This window comes from Agrobacterium sp. 16-172Ci (assembly GCF_053522725.1).
Genome location: NZ_JBNWBW010000014.1, coordinates 86,659 through 102,042, shown reverse-complemented (window position 1 = coordinate 102,042; position 15,384 = coordinate 86,659). Strand labels below are relative to the sequence as shown.

The 15,384-nt window shown below is 61.0% G+C and carries 14 protein-coding genes; 9 read left to right on the top strand and 5 right to left on the bottom strand.

Features of this window, described 5'->3' with window-relative positions:
• Positions 1-117 precede the first annotated feature (117 nt).
• Complete coding sequence (locus ACQZ40_RS14410) at positions 118-732, top strand: alpha/beta hydrolase (RefSeq protein WP_304981667.1); 615 nt, start codon at positions 118-120, stop codon at positions 730-732.
• A 54-nt stretch (positions 733-786) separates the two neighbouring features.
• On the opposite strand, the gene ACQZ40_RS14405 is transcribed toward ACQZ40_RS14410, so the two are convergent.
• A complete protein-coding gene (locus tag ACQZ40_RS14405; RefSeq protein ID WP_003522586.1) occupies positions 787-1,371 on the bottom strand; it encodes a transglycosylase SLT domain-containing protein in 585 nt (194 codons plus the stop codon).
• Positions 1,372-1,975: 604 nt separating this feature from the next.
• On the opposite strand from ACQZ40_RS14405, the gene ACQZ40_RS14400 reads away from it, so the two are divergent.
• From ACQZ40_RS14400 to ACQZ40_RS14385, 4 genes are read left to right on the top strand one after another with little or no spacing between them, the layout of a single operon-like run.
• Positions 1,976-2,827: a hypothetical protein gene (locus ACQZ40_RS14400; RefSeq protein ID WP_448748204.1), complete on the top strand. Its 852-nt coding sequence runs from the start codon at positions 1,976-1,978 to the stop codon at positions 2,825-2,827.
• 16 nt (positions 2,828-2,843) lie between these two features.
• Positions 2,844-4,619 (top strand): peptidoglycan-binding protein, encoded by a 1,776-nt coding sequence (locus ACQZ40_RS14395; protein ID WP_142779684.1) that lies wholly within the window; start codon positions 2,844-2,846, stop codon positions 4,617-4,619.
• Positions 4,620-4,644: 25 nt separating this feature from the next.
• Positions 4,645-4,893 carry a hypothetical protein gene (locus ACQZ40_RS14390; protein WP_174036412.1) on the top strand — a complete coding sequence of 83 codons (249 nt, stop codon included), beginning with the start codon at positions 4,645-4,647 and terminating at the stop codon, positions 4,891-4,893.
• A 1-nt stretch (position 4,894) separates the two neighbouring features.
• Positions 4,895-5,428: a transglutaminase-like cysteine peptidase gene (locus tag ACQZ40_RS14385; RefSeq protein WP_125145466.1), complete on the top strand. Its 534-nt coding sequence runs from the start codon at positions 4,895-4,897 to the stop codon at positions 5,426-5,428.
• A gap of 90 nt (positions 5,429-5,518) precedes the next feature.
• Here the strand turns inward: ACQZ40_RS14385 and ACQZ40_RS14380 are convergent, their stop codons facing one another.
• Positions 5,519-6,406 (bottom strand): DMT family transporter, encoded by an 888-nt coding sequence (locus ACQZ40_RS14380; RefSeq protein WP_448748203.1) that lies wholly within the window; start codon positions 6,404-6,406, stop codon positions 5,519-5,521.
• Positions 6,407-6,647: 241 nt separating this feature from the next.
• Between ACQZ40_RS14380 and ACQZ40_RS14375 the strand changes: the two genes are divergently transcribed.
• Both ACQZ40_RS14375 and ACQZ40_RS14370 read left to right on the top strand, forming a co-directional pair.
• A complete protein-coding gene (locus tag ACQZ40_RS14375) occupies positions 6,648-7,946 on the top strand; it encodes an adenylosuccinate synthase (protein WP_046801505.1) in 1,299 nt (432 codons plus the stop codon).
• Positions 7,947-8,016: 70 nt separating this feature from the next.
• Positions 8,017-10,311, top strand: coding sequence for a hypothetical protein (locus tag ACQZ40_RS14370; protein WP_448748202.1), 2,295 nt, complete (start codon positions 8,017-8,019; stop codon positions 10,309-10,311).
• 431 nt (positions 10,312-10,742) lie between these two features.
• On the opposite strand, the gene rpoH is transcribed toward ACQZ40_RS14370, so the two are convergent.
• From rpoH to ACQZ40_RS14355, 3 genes are all read right to left on the bottom strand, one after another.
• Complete coding sequence (gene rpoH, locus ACQZ40_RS14365) at positions 10,743-11,645, bottom strand: RNA polymerase sigma factor RpoH (protein ID WP_003522581.1); 903 nt, start codon at positions 11,643-11,645, stop codon at positions 10,743-10,745.
• Positions 11,646-11,811: 166 nt separating this feature from the next.
• A complete protein-coding gene (locus ACQZ40_RS14360; protein WP_142845008.1) occupies positions 11,812-12,636 on the bottom strand; it encodes a class I SAM-dependent methyltransferase in 825 nt (274 codons plus the stop codon).
• Between the two features lie 274 nt (positions 12,637-12,910).
• The gene (locus ACQZ40_RS14355; RefSeq protein ID WP_065655536.1) at positions 12,911-13,933 is read right to left on the bottom strand and encodes an RluA family pseudouridine synthase; all 1,023 of its coding nucleotides are present in this window, start codon (positions 13,931-13,933) and stop codon (positions 12,911-12,913) included.
• Positions 13,934-13,971: 38 nt separating this feature from the next.
• On the opposite strand from ACQZ40_RS14355, the gene ACQZ40_RS14350 reads away from it, so the two are divergent.
• Positions 13,972-14,364, top strand: coding sequence for a hypothetical protein (locus ACQZ40_RS14350; protein ID WP_065655535.1), 393 nt, complete (start codon positions 13,972-13,974; stop codon positions 14,362-14,364).
• Entirely contained in the window at positions 14,354-15,208 is an 855-nt protein-coding gene (locus ACQZ40_RS14345) for a TrmH family RNA methyltransferase (protein WP_448748201.1), read from the top strand. The genes ACQZ40_RS14350 and ACQZ40_RS14345 overlap by 11 nt, the downstream gene beginning before the upstream one ends.
• Positions 15,209-15,384 lie beyond the last annotated feature (176 nt).

The window sequence follows — 15,384 nt, the reverse complement described above, 5'->3', positions numbered from 1 at the left end:
CTCCCCGCCGGGGAGAAGACACAAGCCGCGTCCGTTCGCTTCATATGATTGCTCCGCTTGGCCGAAGAGGCCTTGCGGAAGCCGTTGAACCTCTTCCTTTCAGAAAGGATCCTTCCCATGACCAGGGACAGCTATTTCCACAAATCACGCGCCGGCGCTGCCGGTGCACCGCTCTTCGTTTTGCTGCACGGCACCGGCGGCGATGAAAACCAGTTCTTCGATTTCGGCTCGCGCCTGCTGCCTGAGGCGACCATTCTCTCGCCCGTCGGCGATGTCTCCGAACACGGCGCGGCGCGGTTTTTCCGGCGCACGGGAGAGGGCGTCTACGACATGGCCGACCTTCAACGGGCGACCGTCAAGATGGTGGATTTCATCAAGGCGAACCGGGAGCATTATCAGGCCGGTCCGGTCATCGGCCTCGGTTTTTCCAATGGCGCGAATATTCTCGCCAATGTGCTGATCGAAGAACCCGGGCTTTTCGATGCGGCGGTGCTGATGCATCCGCTCATCCCGTTCGAACCGAAAATCTTGCCCGCCAAGGCTTCCCGCCGGGTGTTGATCACGGCTGGCGAGCGCGATCCGATCTGCCCGGTGCCGCTGACGAAGGCGCTGGAACAGAGCCTCAAGGCGCAGGGCGGCACGGTGGAAACCGTGTGGCATCCGGGCGGACACGAAATCCGCTCCGGCGAGATCGATGCGGTCAGGGGTTTTCTGGCGGCTTATAACGCTTAGCTGAATGTCTGCATTATGCCGGCTTTTAAGCCGGCATTCGCCTGTGCCGCCGCCTCAGCGATATCCGCATTGCTGTAGCTGCGCCTCGTAACGCAGCGCCATGTTGGCGGAGCGGCGGGCGGCCTTCTGGACCGCGGAATTGTTGCGCCAGCTGCCCTTCGCATAACCGGCATGGCCGGAATAATAGGCGAGGTAGAGATTATAGGGGTCGTTCAGCGAAATGCCGTTTTCGCGCCGGCTCTTGGCGTGATACCAGCCGACGAAGTGGATGGCGTCGGTGAAATCGGTGCGGCTTGCCGACCAGCGGCCGGTTTCACGCTGGTAAACACTCCATGTGCCGTCCAGCGCCTGTGCGTAGCCATACGCGCTCGACTGGCGTGTCCAGGGAATGAAGCCGAGAAGCTTGGTGCGCGGCGGCCGCGCATAGGGGCGGAAGGCGGATTCGGTATAGATCGTCGCCATCATGACAGGCACGGGCACGCCGAATTCACGCTCAGCCGCTTTCGCATCGCGCCGCCAGTTGTTGAAGATGCCGTTCCGCTGCTCGAAAATCGCACAGGCATTGGTCACCTGCGACGGTGCGGTGGCGCAGCCGGCCAGAACGAGCATCAGAAAAACAACGGCAAATACGCCTCGCATAACGGAACCCTTTCGTTCCGCTATTCTTAAATTGCTAACCATTAACGTCGGGTTTTAAGACAAGGTTAATTCAAATGCCGCCGATCGGGCGGCCGTTAACCCGCTGAAAATTCCTGTGGCCGGGATGGGGCGAGGCCGCCTCCCGGGCGCGTTTTTTTTTTCAAGAAGCGTTCATCCCCGCGTGTCCACGGTCCCGCCGGCCCGGCTATACTTGGCCCATCCCGGTCATCAGGCGTGCGCGCGGCGCAAGGTGGGCGGGCCAGGCGGCCGAAACCGGGGAGTTTCCCGATGTCACGGTTGAGGCGGCCGGCATATGCCCATCCTCCAAACAGGAACCGGTTTGGCGGGCGGGTCATATGTCCCAAGCCGGGGCCGCATCGACTGCAAACCCTGCAATACCCCTTGATACCCCCGCAGCGATGCGGCCCTCTTTATCGTTTTCCAACGTTGCTTCCGAATTCGGGGCGGCGGGGATCGGTTATGGTTAAAAAAAACGCAGCGATTTTTCAATATTGAGGTGTATTGCGTCACGTTTTCTCTTTACAATTGCCGCCAAGGGTGTAGCGTAATTTTTAGGAATTATACGTCGCTGGCGGGGGCTATAGTGCGACTTTCAAGTAATTTTTTGTATATTTTTTTTGTAATAGTGTTTTTCCTGCAGGGTTGTACGGCCACGGGCCTGCGCGAATTCGAGCTCTACCGGCAGGCTTACGAGGCTCAATTTGCCGAAGCGGACGCACTTCTTGTGGATATTGCCAAAGCCGAGCGAAAGGCGTGGTTTGATATCAACGGCAAGGACAAAAACTTTGCTCCGGATGATGCGGCCTATTATGTGGAAAGCGTCGAGCCGCCGCTCACCGCGTCATTGCGTCGATCGCTGCAGGCTCTCAACGACTACAATGCCGCCCTCGTTGCTCTGGGAAAAGGTGAAAATGCCGCTGCGGCCGTTGATCGAGTTACCGGTTTTGCGCTGAACATCAAAAGTGCTTCAGCGGCGATAGGGGCAATTGACGGGAAAACCGCTCCTCCGGTGGTTGCTCAGGCCGCTTTGACACTTTCTCCAGGGCTGGCGCAGGCGAAAATTGCCGCCGAAGCCCTGCTGGCGGCGGCGGGCCGTGAGGAGTTTCGTCGCCGTCTCGTCGCCAATGGCAAGCACATGGATGCTTTCCTTGTCGCCCTACGGGACGCGACGCCTTCCATGCATTTACTGCTCAATGCGGGACAGAATCGCTATTCCACCGATGGTGGCAGCGCGGCCACGCGAAACGCGGCTTTTGAGAGCAACCGGCTTCGTCTGGCGGGATGGGTCTTGTTGATTGACCAGTCGCGGGTGGCTCTCGCAAGGGCGCTGGCCGCCGCCTCGGCTCCTGCCGGTGTCAGTATCAGCAGCCTCAACGACGCCTCGATCGAACTTCGCGTGCTTGCAGAAAAAATAAGGTCGGAACGCCTCAGATAAAGCCGGGGGACGTGCAATGCTCGATGCCGCAGAACTTACCAAGCGCCTCAATGCTCAACTTGATGCAGCCTACAATGAATATGATGTAGCCAAAGCAAAGGGCGACGAGGCGGGAATGAAAATGGCGCTCGCCCGTCAGGAAATCCTGATCCCGGCAATTTCCCTCCTCGCGCTCGGAGCATATGATCGCGCAGTCGCGCTTCTCGCAGCAAAAGGTGTGGAATTTGAAGGTAAAGCCGCCGCAGTCCGGGCCTCGCCATTGCCTGCGCCGGCAACCGACCCCTTCGAGCCGCCGGAAAAGGTCGAGTTTTCAGATGCCCAGCTGGATGCGGCGGCGGCGAAACAACCGTCTGCCGAGCCGGCGAAGGTTGCGGCCGGCAAGCCGGCGGGTTGGTCCGAGGACTATCAGACGCTTTGGGATACGATGGAAATCCGTGCTGAATGGCGCGACGATGCGGAATTTGCAGCGCGTAAAGCGGTTGAAAACCAGAAGCGCTATGCCGCCGTCGTTTCGGGGACCACGGTGCCCTGGTGGTTCGTGGCGATTGTCCATTGCATGGAATGCGGGTTCAAGTTCGATCGTCATCTGCTGAACGGCGACCCCTTGAGCGGGCGCACGGTGCGGGTGCCTGCGAACCAGCCGCCTTTCGGGTCGCCACCCTATGACTGGGAGACGGCAGCGCGATATGCGATGACCTATGAAGAGCTGGACAAGATAACCGACTGGTCCCTGCCCAACGTCTTGAACCGATGGCACCGCTATAATGGTGTCAAAAACGAATATCAGCGGCGGAAAATTCCCACGCCTTATTTGTGGAGCGGTTGCTATCACTACGACAAGGGTAAATACACCCGCGACCGTTATTTCGATCCAGAGGTGCCATCCAAACAGGTCGGCGCTGCCATCATCCTGAAGACGCTGATCGAAATGGGGGCTGTATCGCTCGGCGCCACGAATGTGCTCAAAGCCAATCCCCTGGCGGCGACGGAGAATTTGTCGCTTCTGTCTCACGATTTGCCCGGAGCCGCGTTCAAATCCATCGAGCAGGAACTCGCCTTTCCCGGCGCGTTGAAGCTTGGCTCCTCCGGTGCGGGTGTCAAGCGCTTGCAGGAATGGCTGCATCTGAACGGCTATTACACCAGTGTCGATGGCGATTTCGGCGCCTCCACCGAGACGATGCTGGACCGTTTCGGAAAGGCGCAGGGGCGAAGCGGTGCGACGATGCTGGACGAGGAGTTGTGGGCAGTCCTGACCGCTCCGCTTCGCCGTGCAGTGGCGAAGGTCGTTCCCGGTGCGTCTTTTGAGGAGACCGTGCTGAAGGTTGCTCGGCAGCATATTGCTGAGCGGCCGAAGGAGGCCGGCGGCAACAATTGCGGTCCATGGGTGCGTGCCTATATGCGCGGAGCGGATGGGGCGGATCAACTCTGGTGCGCCGGTTTTGTCTCGCTCATCTTCGAACAGGCGGCGCGGGACATGGGTATCAAGGTGCCGCTTAAGCGCCAGGCCGGCGTCGATGCGCTGGTTGCGGACGCGAAGACGAGCGGGCGGTTTATTGCTGAAAGCGAAGTAAACACCACACTTCTTCGCGCATCCAGGCTGCGGCCGGGTTATCTTTTCGTCATCCGTAAAGATGCGAAGGACTGGACCCATGTCGGTTTTGTTCTGTCCATCGGGCCGACGAGTTTCGACACCATTGAGGGCAATACAGGCGGGGAGGGCGGCGTGGATGGCGATGAGGCCCGTCAGAACAACAGAAGTTATCCCTCGCGTGATTTCATAAGGCTTATTTGATTCTTCTTTTTCAGGAGATTCAGCCATGTGCATATCGCTAAACGGCGGGCTTTTGCCCGCCGTTTTTTCGGTGTTTCAGGGCGGTAAAACTGAAAAAAAAGCTGTCCGCTGTACAAAAATGAAAACCGATAAAATTGTAGCAATCGGCTTAAAGCAGCTGAAAACAGTGCTGTGCCATTGTGGGATCACAGACGGGGAGCGGCCTTTTAGAGAGACGCTCCACACAACAGAAATCGAGACCGGCACAAGCCGGCGGATCGCAAACGGGGTATGAAATGCTGAAGAAGATTATTGCTGCCGCCATCTGCGGAATTGCCGTTGCTTCCATGTCCAATCATGCCGATGCGGCTGGCGCTGCCGGTTTTGCCCGCGGTTTTGCCGCCGTCGAGAAATCCGCGGTGACGCAGATCGGTGTTTCCGCGCGGGGCGGTTTCGATGGCTGCGTTCTTTCCGCCGGTCAATGCGTTTCCACCATCGCCGCGCCGCTGACGGTCGAGCGCCGTGAGGAACTGCTGCGCGTCAACCGCGATGTAAACGCCACCATGGGCGCGCTCGACGATTATTTTTCTGGTTTTGCAACCGATGTTCCGGCAACGCCGTCGTTGAGCCTTGGCGATTGCGGTGACTGCGCCGCCATCAAGCGCACGGCCCTTGCCGGCGCCGGCTGGTCTTCCAGCGCGCTGCGCCTTGCCTTTTCGCTGAACAATGACGGGTCGCTCGAAAAAGTGCTGATCGTCACCACCGACAAGGGCGATATCGTCCTTGGCAACGCCGTCCTTTCTCCGGCTGAGCGCGAAACCGCGCTCTGACCTTTCGTTCGAGCATCGGAAAGATTTGCGATCCGATGCTCCATTCTTTCATGCCTGCCAGACTACGCCGGTTTTCCTGACCCTGTTGGTTCAGGAAGCCGGCGATTTTTTTTGTTCCGCGACGGCAATGCCCGCCAGCGCCATGATGAGAGCGACGATCTGATAGGTATGCAGCGTCTCGCTGAGCACGATAACCGACAGCAGGGTGCCGAAGACGGGCACGAGGTTGATGAAGAGGCCGGCGCGGTTGGCGCCGATCTGTTCAACGCCTTTGATATAGAGGATCTGCGCGATCAGCGACGCAAAAATGGCGGCATAGACCACCAGCACCCAGCCCTTCTGATCCGGCCAGACGACGCTCTCGCGTGAGATTTCCCAGAAGATCAGCGGCACGGAGGTGAGGAGCGCGAAGAAGGCGGGAATGGCCATCAGCGTGCGCCAGTCGACCGCCGGTTTCCAGCGCAGGATGACGGTGTAGATGGCATAGACCAGCACGGCCAGCAGCATGATCGCGTCGCCGACATTCATTTCCAGTTGCAGCAGCGAGACCGGATCGCCATGCGAGGCGAGAAGCGCGACACCAGCGATGGTGAGGCAGAAGCCGGCGATCTGGCCGAACAGCACAGGGGTGCGGAACAGGATGAAGTTCAGGACAAAGATGACCATGGGAATGCCGGCCTGGATGACGGCGGCATTGATGGCGGAGGTGTGTTGCAGGGCCGTGTAGAGAAACACGTTGAAGGCGGTATAACCGACGCTGCCGAGCACGAGGAAATAGGGCAGGCGTTTTTTCACCACCGGCCAGTCCTTGATGAGCTGCGGCACGGAAATGGCGAAGATGATGGCGACGGCGAAGACCCAGCGCAGGAAGGTGAAGGCCATGGGGCTGATGTGGCCGACGGCGAGCTTGCCGGCAACGGTGTTGCCGCCCCAGCAGAGCGTGGCGATGATGAGGGCGATATAGGCTTTGGAGGGCACGCTGATGTTTCGCTTCTTCACGGGGCGGGAAAACGGCTAAGGGGTGAATGGCGGTCTTGCGCCCGCGCTTGGCCCCCACGGGGCGAGATAATGCGGGAAATCCGCGCCTTGTCACGGAAAAAGCAAAATTCTCCATAAGAAACAGGGTCGCTTTCCGTAAAACAACACAGTATACATTCGCGGGTTTGGGTTTCCCATCGGGTTATCGGGCGCGCAAGCGCCATGAGCAGGAAAGCAAGAAATGACGAATGTTGTGGTGGTCGGCTCGCAGTGGGGCGACGAAGGCAAAGGCAAGATTGTCGACTGGCTGTCCGAGCGGGCAGATGTCGTCGTGCGGTATCAGGGCGGCCATAATGCCGGCCATACGCTTGTCATCGATGGCATCAGCTACAAGCTTTCGCTTCTGCCGTCCGGCGTCGTGCGTCCCGGCAAGCTCGCCGTCATCGGCAATGGCGTCGTGGTCGATCCGCATGCGCTGATCGCCGAAATCGGCCGTCTGGAAGCGCAGGGCGTGAAGGTGACGCCGGAAAACCTGCGTATCGCCGACAATGCCACCCTCATTCTGTCGCTGCACCGCGAGCTGGACGGCATGCGCGAAGACGCGGCCTCCAACAGCGGCACCAAGATCGGCACCACCCGTCGCGGCATCGGCCCGGCCTATGAAGACAAGGTTGGCCGCCGCGCCATCCGCGTCATGGATCTGGCCGACATGGAGGCGCTTTCCGCCAAGGTCGATCGTATTCTGACGCATCACAATGCGCTTCGCCGCGGTTTCGGTGCAACCGAAGTCTCGCATGAGACGATCATGGAAGAGCTGGGCTCGATTGCCGAGCGCATCCTGCCCTTCAGCGAAACCGTCTGGCTGCTGCTCGACAAGAAGCGCCGCGCCGGCGCGCGCATCCTGTTCGAAGGCGCTCAGGGCTCGCTGCTCGATATCGACCATGGCACATACCCCTATGTGACCTCTTCCAACACGGTTGCCGGCCAAGCCGCCGCCGGTTCGGGCATGGGTCCGGGTTCGCTGGGTTATATCCTCGGCATCACCAAGGCTTACACCACCCGTGTCGGCGAAGGTCCGTTCCCGACGGAGCTGAACGATGAGATCGGCCAGTTCCTGGGCGAAAAGGGCCATGAATTTGGCACCGTCACCGGCCGCAAGCGCCGCTGCGGCTGGTTCGACGCCGCACTGGTGCGCCAGTCGGTCGCCACCAATGGTATTACCGGCATCGCGCTCACCAAGCTTGACGTGCTTGATGGTCTCGACGAGCTGAAAATCTGCGTCGGCTACAAGCTTGACGGGCAGGAAATCGATCATCTTCCGGCCAGCCAGGGCGCGCAGGCGCGCGTCGAGCCGATCTACATCACGCTGGAAGGCTGGAAGGAATCTACCGTCGGTGCCCGAAAATGGGCGGATTTGCCTGCTCAGGCAATCAAATATGTCCGTCAGGTCGAGGAATTGATCGGGGCGCCTGTCGCACTTCTGTCGACAAGTCCGGAGCGTGACGACACCATACTTGTGACTGATCCGTTTGAGGATTAATGTCCTCGGCGATCTAGATTCATAAACCATATCGGGCCGGTACGTCGCCGGTCACGACGAGAAAGTGCTTATGGCGGATTTTGTAGCAGTCATTCGCAAGGCCGTGGATGGCTTGGCGAACAATACTCCCGAAAACCGGGCGAAGGTTTACGACAAGGCGCGCAGTGCGGTTGTGCGCCAACTCGAGAATATGAAGCCACGTCCGCCGGAAGAATTGTTGCGCCGGCAGATCGCCAAGCTGGACGCCGCCATAGCCGAGGTGGACAGCGAATATGCCGAGGCGCTTCCGGCGCTGGAGGAAGATGACGCTGTCTCTCCCGCTGCGGAAGAGACGGCGGCATCCTACTACCAGCAGGATGCTGCCGACGAAGACGAGGCCCGCGCCGCCGAGCCGGCAGAGGATGCCGACTGGGAAGAGGCGCGGCACGAGCCGGCCTACGAAGAGCCGGCATCCGCTGAACCCGCGCAATCGGAGCCGGCTTACGAAGACGCGGCCGAAGAGGAAGAGCCCCGGCACGCTGACACCGCTGCCGATGAGGAGCGGCATCACGGCGACCGCGCGCCGGAAGAGCTTTATGATGCGCCGGAAACGGTTCATGCCGCTCCCGCCCCGGCACACGCCTCCGACGAAGCCGTCGGCACCTATTTCACACGGACGGATGAAGAGCCCGCTCACCAGCCGGAGCCTGAAACGGCGCTCGGCGCTGCCGATGATTCCGTTCCCTCCCATTGGGCGCAGCCGGTGGATGAGGATGACTGGCGCAAGCTCGATGAAGCGCAGGACGACGATGTGCGTCCTGCCGCCGAGGAATATGAAGAGGTTCGCAACGAGACCGACGAACGTCCGCTCGTTGCCGGTTATGCCGCGCAGCATTACCAGGAGCCGGAAGTAAGTTTCGAGCCCGCCCCTTACGAAAAGGATGAGCGGCGCGAGGCGGACGACCATTTCGGCCCCGCCGCCGTGGAGCATGCTCCGGCGTTTGGCGGCCGGCACGATTTTGACGACCATCGCCAGCCGGAAGAGCAGCCTCCGAAAAAGGCGGCCGTGGTCGAGGATTTCTCGTCCTATTTCCAGGATGCGGATATTGCCATTCCCGCCAAGGACGCGCCGGCGCTGCCGCGCGCGGATAACGATCTCTTCGGCGATCAGGCAGCGGCAAAGGACAATAAGGAACGCACGCCCTGGGACGATCTGGACGAGCTGATCGGTTATGACGGCGCGTCGTCCTCCACCCGTCAGGCTTCGGGCGAAACGAATGGCGTGGGCGCTGCCGCCGCGACGCCCGCCTATATGGTCAAGAAGAAGCCGCGCCGCAATTATGCGTCGCTGGTGCTGGCTCTTGTAGGCGTGGCGCTGCTTGCCGGCGGCGGTTATGCCGTGTGGATGAACCGTGATGCGCTGAACGATATGGTCGGCGGGCTGGTCAGTTCCGCACAGAACGGCGGCACCAGCCAGACTGCTTCGAACGGCACGGGTGAGGCGCAGACTTCGACACCGCCGGCGACCCAGCAGCCGCCCGCCACGGGGCAGCAGCCGACAACCCCGACCAACCATCAGGCCCCGACCCATGGCGATGACGGCTCCGTCACCGGCACCAAGTTCACCCAGCGGCTTCTGGCCGACGGCACCGAGCGTGACGAGGGACCTGCCGCCGGTGCGAACGGCCAGCCGGTCACCGCCGAAGGCCAGTCGGTCTATGAGCAGAATGTCGCGCCGCCGCCTGCGGGCGAGGCTCCGGCCAACAATGCCGGTGCGCCCGCTGGAACACCTGCCGGCACGCCGCCGGCGCAGCAGCCTGCCGCCGCTGCCGGCGACCGCATGTTCCTTTATGAGGAAGTGCTGGGCCAGACGGTGCCGACCGCCATTCAGGGCAGTGTTTCCTGGTCGCTGCAGCAGGAAAACGACGGTGAGGGCAAGCCTTCTCCGACCGTGCAGGGCCAGATCACCGTTCCCGGCCGTGGCCTCAGCGCGCTGATCACCTTCAAGCGCAATACCGACCCGTCGCTGCCGGCCAGCCATCTGATCGAGATCGTCTTCTCGGTTTCGCCCGGCTTCGAAGGCGGCGCTATCGACAGCGTCCAGCGCATCGCGATGAAGAGCACCGAGCAGGATCGCGGAAACGCGCTGATCGCGGTTCCGGCCAAGATCACCGACGATTTCCACATGATCGCGCTCAACGACTTCCCGGATGCGATGAAGACCAATCTCGAGCTTCTGAAGAGCCGTAACTGGATCGACATTCCGGTTTCCTACCGCAACGGCCGGCGTGCGCTGCTGACCCTGCAAAAGGGCAATGACGGCATCGCCGCCTTCGACAAGGCGCTCAGCGAATGGGCGGCGGCAACGCCGGCGACCGGGCAGTGATGATTTAAGGGCGGCTCAGGCCGCCCTTTTCGTTATATGGCTGCGGCGGTGTTTTTGCGTCGACGAGTGATGGGTGGGCTAGTTGGTGCTGGTGGGTGTGGCTTACCCCCCTCTGCCCTGCCGGGCATCTCCCCCACAGGTGGGGAGATCGATATGCCGCGAGGTCGCGGCCAACTCAACGGTCAAGGATGAAGCGGCGGTAGAGCGTCTTGCCAATCTCCCTCCTTGTGGGGGAGATGCCTGGCAGGGCAGAGGGGGATAAGCGGCGTACTCCGAAGCGCGGATATTTGCCCTAACGTTTTTCCTCCAGAACAATCGCGGGTCTCAGAGACAGGCCATTTGCCATCGCCTGCCTTTTACAAACAAAAAATCCCCGGCCAAAGGCCGAGGATGATTCGTGGTCAGCGCATTGGCCTCAGGCGCGTGTCGCCTTAAGCATCCACCACGCGCAAGGCGCGCGCAGCTTCCAGCGCTTCCTTCTGCACCGCTTCCTGCACCTTCTCGAAGGCGCGAACCTCGATCTGGCGCACGCGTTCGCGGCTGATGTCGAACTCGGAGGAAAGTTCCTCCAGCGTCACCGGGTCTTCGGCAAGCCGGCGGGCTTCGAAGATGCGGCGTTCGCGGTCGTTCAGCACGCCCATGGCTTTCGCCAGCATGCGGCGGCGGGTTTCCAGTTCGTCCTGCTCGATCAGCACGTCTTCCTGGCTGTCATGGTCGTCTACCAGCCAGTCCTGCCATTGGCCGGACTCACCTTCGGAAGCCTTGATCGGCGCGTTCAGCGATGCGTCGCCATGCAGGCGGCGGTTCATCGAGATGACTTCTTCTTCCGACACCTGCAGCTTCGTCGCGATTTCCTTGACGTGCTCCGGCTTCAGATCGCCATCGTCGATGGCCTGGATGCGGCCCTTCAGACGGCGCAGGTTGAAGAACAGACGCTTCTGGTTGGCGGTCGTGCCCATCTTCACCAGCGACCACGAGCGCAGGATATATTCCTGGATCGAGGCCTTGATCCACCACATGGCATAGGTGGCCAGGCGGAAACCGCGCTCCGGATCGAACTTCTTCACCGCCTGCATCAGGCCGACATTGCCTTCGGAGACGACTTCGCCGATGGGCAGGCCGTAACCGCGGTAACCCATGGCGATCTTGGCGACGAGACGCAGATGGCTGGTGACGAGTTTATGCGCGGCGTCGCGGTCGCCATGCTCGGCATAACGCTTGCCGAGCATGTATTCTTCCTGCGGCTCCAGCATCGGAAATTTACGGATTTCGTCGAGATATCTGTTGAGACCGGCTTCGCCGGCTGTAATCGTAGGCAAACTATTGCGGGCCATAAAGCACCCCCTTATCTATGGTCTGGAACGGCACCCTCTTTGATCGGCAATCAACCCGCCGGAGGCACACCGTAAGCTGCGGGTCGTTACCGACCCCGCACGAACCCATGTGACAGATATGTACGCGCGCGCCGCGTTTCAAGCGAACGCTGCGTTCACACATGCGTTATGTTCCAGTGACACCTTCTTTGACCTGTTTAACTTTCGAACGGTAGATTCGTTCCGAAAAACCGCCAAGGCCGGAACGCACCATCAGCTCATACATTACCCGCCGGCGCATGGGATTGTGCAGGCGCACAACCTTGGAGCCAAGGAACTGCGTCTCCACATGGGCAAGCGCCTGCAGATCGGGATCGGCGGCAATCGCGTTCGCGTAGGTTGCGTGAAATTCCCGGCGGCAGACATAGGTTTTGTATTTCGTCATGCCGAAGCAGACGAGGCTGTGACCATGGGTGCGCAGGAAATCGGCGACGCCCACCGTCACTTCCGGCCAGGCGGGATTGAAAGTGTCGTCGAAGACGATGACGCCATGCGGCGCGATCACTTCCATCGCCAGTTTCGCATCGGCCAGCACGTGGTGCAGGTTGTGGCCGCCATCGATGCTGAAGAAGCGGGCGGGGCCGATGCGGGAGGTAATGTTGGCGGGTGCCAGCTGCGTGCTGTCGCCCCTGATGATCAGGTCCTCATCCATGGCGAAACCCAGCCGACGGCCGTTTTCCATCAGGCGTTCATATTGGTCGAGGCTGCCATCTTCGGGCGGATCGAGATCGAAGAGATCGATGCCCAGCACTTTTTCCTGCCTCCCGGCGAATTTGCGCAGCAGGAAATAGGAGCGGCCGTAATAAACGCCGATTTCCGCCATGCCGCCATGGAGGCCGCTTTTCGTCTGGGCCTGCAACAGCGCCTTGAAGACAAGCGCATCGGGCGGGTCGATATAACCTTCGACGCTGCGCAACTCCTGAAAGATAAACCGGCGGTCTTCGATATTCATGCGATAGATCCCGTCATCATGCCGGTTCCGTTCGGGGGCGGATCGAACGAATGGCGTCCCTGCGGCTTTATTTGGCAGGCTTGAAATCGCCACGGTTTAATGGCGGCGATTTCAGGCTTTGCGGGGCCGAGGAGGTGTGACGATTGAAGCGAAATTGGGGCGGTCTATAAAAAGGACCGACTGCGGAATATCGCTATCCGCTAATCTTTTTTTATTATCCGGGGCTTCCGGTAAAATGCATGGCGCAGTTTTTTTGACCGCGCCATGCAGGTTTTCAGCCACGCAATGCGGCGGTCAGCGCTTCCATGTCATCCGGCAGGTCGGTTTCGAATTCCATCACCTCGCCGGTGCGCGGATGTTCGAAAGCGAGCAGATAGGCATGCAGGGCCTGGCGCGGAAAGCCGCGGACGGTGCTCTTTGCCGGTTCTTCGAGAAGGTTCGCCTTGGTGCGGAAGGCCGCGCCATATTCGGGATCGCCGATTAGCGGATGGCCGATATGGGCCATGTGAACGCGGATCTGGTGGGTGCGGCCGGTTTCCAGCCGGCATTCCACCATGGAGGCGAGGCAGGTGGCGTCCGGCCGCTCATGGTAACGCTCCATCACCTCGTAATGGGTGATCGCCTCGCGGGCATCGTCCGAATCCTCGTGCTTGACGGCGCGTTTGGTGCGGTCGGCGCTGCGGCCCAGTGCTGCGTCGATGGTGCCGCGCAGGGTGCGCGGGCGGCCCCAGACAACGGCCTTGTAGGCGCGCTCCAGCGGCCCGGTGCGGCCATGGTCGGCAAATTGTGCGGCGAGATGGCGGTGGGCATTGTCGTTCTTCGCCACGACCATGACGCCGGAGGTTTCCTTGTCCAGCCGGTGCACGATGCCGGGGCGCCTGACGCCGCCAATGCCGGAGAGGCTGTCGCCGCAATGGTGGATGAGGGCGTTGACCAGCGTGCCGGTCCAGTTGCCGGCGCCCGGATGCACGACGAGACCGGCGGGCTTGATGAGCACGATCAGGTCTTCATCCTCATATTCCACGTCGAGCGGAATGTCCTCGCCCTTGGGTTCCGGGTCTTCCGGTTCTGGCATGACGATTTCGATGCGATCCTTGGGATGCACCTTCTTTTTCGGTTCCGTCACCGGCTGGCCGTTGATGGAGACCGCGCCCTGTTCGATCAGCGCCTTCAGGCGGCTGCGGGAGAAGTCGCCGCCCACTTCGCCTGCCAGCCAGGAATCGAGGCGGCCTTCGGCGTCTTCCCCGGCAATCAGGACTTTCCTTGCGTCTCCGCCTTGTTTAAAGGGGTCGTTCATTCTTATTTTTCCGATCCATCAGCATTTCAGGGAACCCGATGACGCAGATCGAGCAAGACGAACAGGAAGACAAGCCGCTTGATCCGGCCATGGAAAAAGTTCGCCGCAAGATGATCCGTTTGCAGATCGTGTCGGGCTCCGTGATGTTTATCAGCCTTATGGCCGTCTTCGGTGCGGTTGTCTACAAGGCGATGGGGCCGTCGAAGGCGGTTCAGACGCAGACGGAAGCGCCGAACCTCGCCGTTCCCACCGGCAACGGGCCGGTTGCCGTCACCGCCAGCCTGCCGCAGGGCTTCGTCATCGATAATGTCAGTTATTCCGGCGGCGACATGCTGTTTTACGGGCGGCTCGCCAACGGCACCCGCAAGGCGCTGGTCTTCAACGTCGCGGCCGGCCGGTTCCTCGCCGATGTGACGGTCGATGGCCAGTGAGGCCAATACGCTGCTGGACGGGCGCGCGCTGATCCCGGTCGACGACCCGGCCGATCCGCGCATCGCCGCGTTTCGCGATATTCGCGAGCGCGACCTGACCGGGCGTCAGGGCCGCTTCATTGCCGAAGGAACGGTGGTGCTGCGCATGCTGGCCGCCGCCCATAAAGCGGGCGGCGCCTTTGCGGCCGAGAGCATCCTCATCCTCAGAAACCGGCTTTCGGGCGTCGCGGATATCCTTGCCGATTTCCCGCCGGATGTGCCGGTTTATGTAGCGGAAGCGCCGGTGCTGGATGGCATCGTCGGGTTCCACCTGCATCGCGGCATTCTGGCGCTCGGGCGGCGGGTTCAGGATCGCGGACTGGAAGAGATGACGGCGGCACTTCCTGCGTCGTCTCTGGTACTCGTTGGCTGCGGTATTTCCAATCACGACAATCTCGGGGCGATGTTTCGCAATGCGGCGGCGTTTTATGCCGATGCGGTGCTGCTGGACGAGACCTCATGCGACCCGCTTTATCGCAAGGCGCTGCGCGTTTCCGTCGGCTCGGTGCTTTCGGTTCCCTGGCATCGCGGCGGCGGGGCGGTGGAGATGCTGGAACGGCTTTCCGAGGCCGGTTTTGCGATCTGGAGCCTGTCTCCGAATGGCGAGACGGAGATACGCTATATTCCCCGGTCCGAGCGCATGGCGCTGGTGATCGGCACGGAAGGCGAGGGGCTGCCGCAATCGGTGCTCTCGCGGTTTCATACGGCGCGGATTGCGCAGTCGCCGCAGCTGGATAGCCTGAATGCGGGGACGGCTTCGGGGCTGGCGCTTTATCAGATGGCGGGGGTTATGGGGCGGGTTTAGGGGTTTCCGCAGCATATGCGGCTCACCCCCCTCTGTCCTGCCGGACATCTCCCCCTCAAGGGGGGAGATCGACTCGTGGTTAGGTCTCGCCCATGTCAATGTTTGCGAATGGAGCGATGCAACTGCCTCCTGCCGATCTCCCCCCTTGAGGGGGAGATGCCCGGCAGGGCAGAGGG